The 6,614-nt window shown below is 38.9% G+C and carries 4 protein-coding genes; 2 read left to right on the plus strand and 2 right to left on the minus strand.

Annotation, left to right across the window (positions count from 1 at the left end):
- Positions 1-3: 3 nt before the first annotated feature.
- Entirely contained in the window at positions 4-2,355 is a 2,352-nt protein-coding gene (locus D1B32_RS15715) for an FdhF/YdeP family oxidoreductase (protein WP_118889855.1), read from the minus strand.
- Between the two features lie 41 nt (positions 2,356-2,396).
- Positions 2,397-3,674, minus strand: a complete 1,278-nt coding sequence (locus tag D1B32_RS15720; RefSeq protein ID WP_095313227.1) for an L-lactate MFS transporter — start codon at positions 3,672-3,674, stop codon at positions 2,397-2,399.
- Between the two features lie 452 nt (positions 3,675-4,126).
- On the opposite strand from D1B32_RS15720, the gene fdhA reads away from it, so the two are divergent.
- Together fdhA and D1B32_RS15730 are read left to right on the plus strand one after the other, a co-directional pair.
- The gene (gene fdhA / locus D1B32_RS15725) at positions 4,127-5,377 is read left to right on the plus strand and encodes a formaldehyde dehydrogenase, glutathione-independent (protein WP_095313229.1); all 1,251 of its coding nucleotides are present in this window, start codon (positions 4,127-4,129) and stop codon (positions 5,375-5,377) included.
- Between the two features lie 311 nt (positions 5,378-5,688).
- The gene (locus tag D1B32_RS15730) at positions 5,689-6,465 is read left to right on the plus strand and encodes a sunset domain-containing protein (RefSeq protein WP_118889845.1); all 777 of its coding nucleotides are present in this window, start codon (positions 5,689-5,691) and stop codon (positions 6,463-6,465) included.
- The last annotated feature ends 149 nt before the right edge of the window (positions 6,466-6,614 follow it).

A 6,614-nucleotide genomic window follows, 5' to 3' on the forward strand; every position in this document is an offset into this window, starting at 1 on the left:
CCCCTAGCTAATATCTACTTCAAGCTCTTCTACTCTTTTTTCCACATATTTTGTATCTTTTTGAGCAAAATATGTTTCCGCCTTTTCAACGATTGCGGCTGCATTATATTCTGGAATTCCCGCAAATTCTTCATAAACACCCTTTGGAATAAGCATGTTTCCTTCTGGCCAATGTGCTTCAATATTTCCTCGTTTGACCGCTACAAATTTTGCACGGCCATGGAATGTTCCGTGCTGATTGTATACAACAATTGCATCGCCTTCTTTTATGCCGATCTCTGTCCCATCTGCTTCATTCATTAATACATCATATCGATCCGCATCATTAAACGGATCTTTTTCTCCATAGATCATCGAATTAAACTGTTTGCCACGACGTGTTGTGACATAAAAATGTCCTTCAGGCTTGCGAAGCTCTGGCAATTCTACAGTTATCAAGTTTCCTTTTCCATCTGGTGTCGGACATACTCCACCTTCACAAAGCCATGCCCCTCCCCACTGAAACACATCACCCCGATTTTTCAGATGCTGAATCCCTTCATAGTTTGGTGCTGCCTTGGCAATTTCTGCACGTATTTCATCCGCTGTATTAAAATCAATTAAATGCTGCTGATCAGGTTTTACCCGTTTAGCAAGATCAACGTATATTTCCCATTCCATCCGCGCTTCCTCAATACGTGGTCCCTTAATTTCCGGTGAATAATATACCATTCGTTCTGTAGAGGTAGAAGTACCACCACCAGGCTGCTCATATCTTGTCATCGCAGGTAAAACAATCACAGCTTCTCTCGCATCAGCAAATGTTGACGTATTAAAAATAATATCCTGGTGCACACGAATATCTATATTTTCCAAACATTGCTTGACAAAATCAGGATCTGGCATTGTTTCTAAGAAATTACCACCAGATAAATAGTAAAGATCTAATTTACGTTCATGTTCCTCAGGCAAGACCGCATTTTCTAACGATACCCCAACGATATCTCCTTGCCACTCTGGAATATCAAATCCCCAAACCTTTTCTACCCGTTCTCTATTTCCCTTTTCCATTCCGCCACCAGGTAGTACGAACGGGTCTGCTCCCATTTCTCCAGATCCTTGTACACCAGAATGACCACGGATTGGCATTAATCCGCAATGTTCTCTTCCTAAAAACCCTCTAAGTAATGCTAGGTTTGCAACTTGGGAGATATTATCTGTGCCAAATCGATGTTGCGTTAGCCCCATTGACCATACAAAGACAGCTGATTTCGATTTCGCAAGCAGTTCCGCTAGTTCAATCATCCGATGCTTCTGGATACCTGATGATGTGACAAGCTGATCCCAATCATAAGCAGTGACCTTTTCTCGTAATTCCTCAAGCCCATTTGCATGCTGGGAAACGAAATCATGATCGATTGCTGATCCATGCTCCATCTCTTCCATTTCAAACCAATGCTTCATGATGCCATGCATAAAGGCAATATCACCACCAATATTCACTTGGTACACATCATCCGCTATTTTTGTTCCGAATAATGCGGACTCTGCAATCGATGGTACCCAATAATTATCCATCGCTGGCTCGTGGTATGGATTAATAATAATGATTTTCGTGCCTTTGCGTTTTGCTGCATACATATACTTCGTTGAAACTGGTTGATTGTTAGCGGCAACAGATCCCCAGAAAATCAGGACATCCGTTCCAATCCAATCCTTATAATTACAAGTAGATGCGCCGACTCCGATCGAGCGATTTAGTGCCGTTTTCGAAGGAGAATGACAGATTCTCGATGCATTGTCGATATTATTTGTACCTAAAAAACGTGCAACCTTGCCAACCGTATAGTAAACTTCATTCGTAATCCCTCGTGAAGTTGTATAAAATGCATAACGTTTCGGGTCAAGCTCTCTCATTTTGGCCGCGATTTTACCCAGTGCATCATTCCAAGAAATACGACTAAACTTTCTCTCTCCTGCCTTACGAATAAGTGGATAAGGAATTCGACCGAGCTTCCGCAACTCCGTACTGCTCATTTTTCGTAAATCTTCTATATCCATATTTAATACACGCTCTTCAATCGCAGACATCGTATTTAAACGAAGGACATTTAATCGTGTTGTACATACATGCGGACCTGTTAATGTTTGATCATAAAGTCCAGAGACACCCAATGCGCAACCGTCACATACACCTTGTGTAAGAATTCTCGTAGCGTATGGTAAATTATCTTTATTCTCCCAAACAACCTTCATCGTATCACGGATATGATGTGGCTTAATTTTTCCTAAACCGAACGGAACCTTACTTGCCCATAGTGCTGGATCAGGCTTTTTCGGTAGCTTGATAGGCCCTGTGTGCTTTGTTTCTCCCAACATTTATCCCTCCAGTTTTCTTTTATTAATGTACATTCAGCTTACTTTGTTACAGCTACACCAAGCTTTTGATTTGTAGCTTGTTGTGCATTTCGTAAACGATTAATATCTGCCCGGATCCAGATAGAAATAGCAAATGCGATGATAAATAAGATACCAAAAATCATCATCGTTAAATTATAACTATTCGTAGAGTCGTAGATTAAGGATAGTAGAATTGGACCAACTACCCCAGCAACCGCCCATGCAGTTAAAATATATCCATGAATCGCTCCAAGCTGTTTGGTTCCAAAGAGATCACCAATATAAGCTGGTATTGATGCAAACCCTCCACCATAACAAGTTAATATCGTAAAAATAAGGATTTGAAAAACAATTCCATTCGACGCGAAGGGCAGCATGAAAAACGCGATAATTTGGAGGACAAAAAAAGTCGTATATACATTCGGCCTTCCAATATAATCGGATAATGATGCCCAGCCCAGTCTTCCGCCACCATTAAATAACCCCATTATTCCAACCATTGCAGCTGCAGCTATCGGTGTCATCCCAGCTATATCCTGTGCCATCGGCGAAGCTACAGCAATGACCGCAATTCCACAAGTAACATTTAAGAAAAGCATGCACCAAAGCATCCAGAAACGACGTGTTTTAATTGCCTCATTTGCTGTCAGCTGTGATAGATCCGCTTTAATTTTACGCGTACCATTCTGCCCGCTTTCTTTAAATCCCTTTGGTGCCCACCCCTCTGGTGGTGGAGATAAATATTGTGCTGCAAGTATCATCACAATAAAATAAACTGCACCAAGCACATAGAAAGTATTGGAAATACCGACCATATCAATCAGAGCTGCAGCTGCTGGTCCACTTAAAAGTGCTGCAAAACCAAATCCCATAATTGCTAATCCAGTAGCGAGGCCTCGGCGATCAGGAAACCATTTTACTAATGTTGATACAGGAGCAATATAACCAATTCCTAAACCGATTCCACCAATTACACCATAAAATACATACAATAAAAATAAGGACTCAAAAGCTGTTGCTAACCCAGATCCAGCTACACCAACACTAAAAAATATCGCAGCAAGCATGGCAGACTTCTTTGGTCCTTGCTTTTCCACAAACCTTCCCATAAAGGCAGCAGAAAAACCAAGCATAAAAATAGCAATACTAAAAGCAAGCGATATTTCCGTTGTTTCCCATCCATATTGAGCCACCATAGGGTTAGTAAAAACACTCCAAGCATAGGCAGAGCCAATTGAGATGTGAACCCCTACTGCAGATGCAGCAATTAACCAGCGATTTTTAACTTTTCCCATACACATCCTCCTAAATATGATTATGATATAAGGTTGCCAATACTATAAAACAACTGCATGGAAAGGCTTACATAATATACCTTATTAGCTTGGCTAACTAAATAGAAAGCCATGATTAATTTTTAATATATTTTAATTTTTGAAATTTTAACCCAAATTTATCATGTAAGTAAATTTTAGTCAATTACTTGCCCTTGAAAATATATATGATACGAAACTTCTTATTTTACTTACTCAATAACTTGAAATTCTACTCTTCAACATTAATAAGTCTTTTGTTCTAAAACTATTAGTCTGTGTGATTGTATCGAACAATAGTTTAAGACTATGTAAAATAATTAAAATATTTCAATTATTATTGAAACCAATACGATTTGATGTTATATTGAACATTAGAATCAAGCGCTTTCATAGACAAGCATCTCTAATATCATTTTATAAGGAGTGGTAGTATGAGTAACAAAGCAGTTGTATATGTTAAAGCTGGAGAAGTAGAAGTGCGGGATATTGGGTATCCTGATCTAATACTTCGTGATGGCCCAGGCGTTAATCCTTTAAACGTAGGAAGAAAATGTAATCATGGGGTCATTTTAAAGGTAATTTCCACTAATATCTGCGGTAGTGACCAACATATGGTAAGAGGTCGTACTACTGCTCCAAGCGGTTTAGTTCTTGGGCATGAAATTACAGGTGAAGTGATCGAGGTTGGAAGTGATGTGGAATTTATCCAAAAAGGAGACATCGTATCTGTTCCATTTAACATTGCCTGCGGACGCTGTCAAAATTGTAAGCAGCAGGATACACATATTTGTACGAATGTTAACCCTGATCGTCCTGGGTCGGCTTATGGCTATGTTGATATGGGCGGCTGGGTCGGCGGTCAATCAGAATATGTTATGGTCCCTTATGCGGATTTCCAATTATTAAAATTCCCTGACCGCGATCAAGCGTTAGAGAAGATTCTTGATTTAACGATGCTATCCGATATTTTCCCTACCGGATATCACGGTGCAGTTAGTGCAGGTGTCAAAACCGGATCAACGGTATATGTTGCCGGTGCAGGTCCTGTAGGCTTAGCCGCTGCACACTCCGCACAATTATTAGGTGCTTCTGCTGTTATCGTTGGCGATTTAAATGAAGAACGACTCGAACAAGCAAGAAGCTTCGGCTGTGAAACCGTAAACTTACGTGAGCATGATGATCTCGGTGAGCAAATCGAGCAAATTCTTGGTACGCCTGAAGTAGACTGTGCAGTTGATGCGGTAGGCTTTGAAGCAAGTGGTCACGGAAAAGACGCCGGCGAAGCTCCTGCTACTGTATTAAACTCAATTATGGGTGTAACTAGAGCTGGAGGGCGCTTAGGAATTCCAGGACTATATGTAACTGGGGATCCAGGGGCAGCTGATAACGATGCAAAAGAAGGAACATTAAAGATCCGCTTCGGACTTGGATTTGCAAAGGCACATACATTTGTAACTGGACAAACTCCAGTTATGCGATATAATCGTGATTTAATGAAAGCAATTTTAAGTGGCAGAGCACAAATTGCCAAAGCGGTTAATGCAACGGTTATTTCCATCGGTGAAGCTCCAGATGGTTATAAAGCATTTGACGGTGGTGTATCTCGTAAATTCGTTATCGACCCACATGGTATGATTAAGCAGAAATCTTATGGGGTTGCTGAGCAACAAGTTAATGGTTGATTGAGTGGTTGAGAGGAAAGTGAAAGACCTAATCGATGGGATTAGGTCTTTTTTGTATTTCTATGTAATGATATTACTTCCTTTTTTTATATAAACAGCTATACTGAAGTTAAGAAATAATATTTTCCAGTCTTTAGTTTCTCAATATTTCATTTTTTTAGCAATCTAATTTACCAAAAACTAATTTCATATGTTTATGCTTTAGTCATACATTAAATTTTAATAGAACAAAGATTACATATAATGCACTATATGTAATTTTTTTGGGAAATATATAGTTCTATATATCCATTTCAAAAGGATGGTTTCGGTTGATAGAAGCATTTATTGCACTTTTATTTTTGGCAGTGATGGGTTATTTATGGTTTCGATCGAAGGATAAAAAGGTATGGAAGAAGGTAGTTTACTCAATTTTAGGGATCTTTGCATTTTTAGCATTTATAGTCATTACTATAGGTGATTCTGAAGCGACCGTTCAACAAAACTTAGATGAAGAGTTAGAGAAAAACGAAAAATTAACTGCAAATATCTCAGAATTAGAGGAAAGTAATTCTAATTTACAGGATGAATTTGCTGACCTTGAAAGTACAATAATTGCACTAAACGAGGAAATTACCACTATAGAAAATGAACATGAAAAATTACAAAAGAATTATGAATCGCTACAAAAGAAAAAGAAAGAGCTAAAGGAAGATTATAAATCTGTTGAAGAAGAAAACGAATTACTTGCGGAGAATATCGAACAACTGAAGGATGAAAAAGCATCATTAAAGAAAAAATTAGAAGAAAAAGAAGCAAGTCCTACGAGCAGCGCTAGTACCCAAAATAAAAGTACTAGTGGGGCTAAATCAAGCGAGAATAATAATAATAGTACTAGCTCTAATTCAGCTCAAGCATCAAGCAGCTCTACGACTTCCAATGACTACTCAGAGGAATCAGAAACAGACAGCTGTGATATTAAAGGTAGTAACAGTGGAATTTATCATGTCCCAGGAAGTACATACTACAATCAAACAAAAAATGTAGCACAATGGTTTTGCTCAACTACCGACGCCGAAAATGCTGGTTATAGAGCCCCTAAGCGCTAATAAATCCTTATTATAAAATAAAGAGGCTGAGACATAACTAGCCTAAATTACTGAAAAATGGTTCCGATCATCGGTTTTTGATGATCGGAACCATTTTGCTTTGGATTATTTTTATTATCTACTGTTTGATTTCTGTTCATGGCGGTGTA

This window comes from Oceanobacillus profundus (assembly GCF_003515705.1).
Lineage (GTDB): Bacteria > Bacillota > Bacilli > Bacillales > Amphibacillaceae > Oceanobacillus > Oceanobacillus profundus.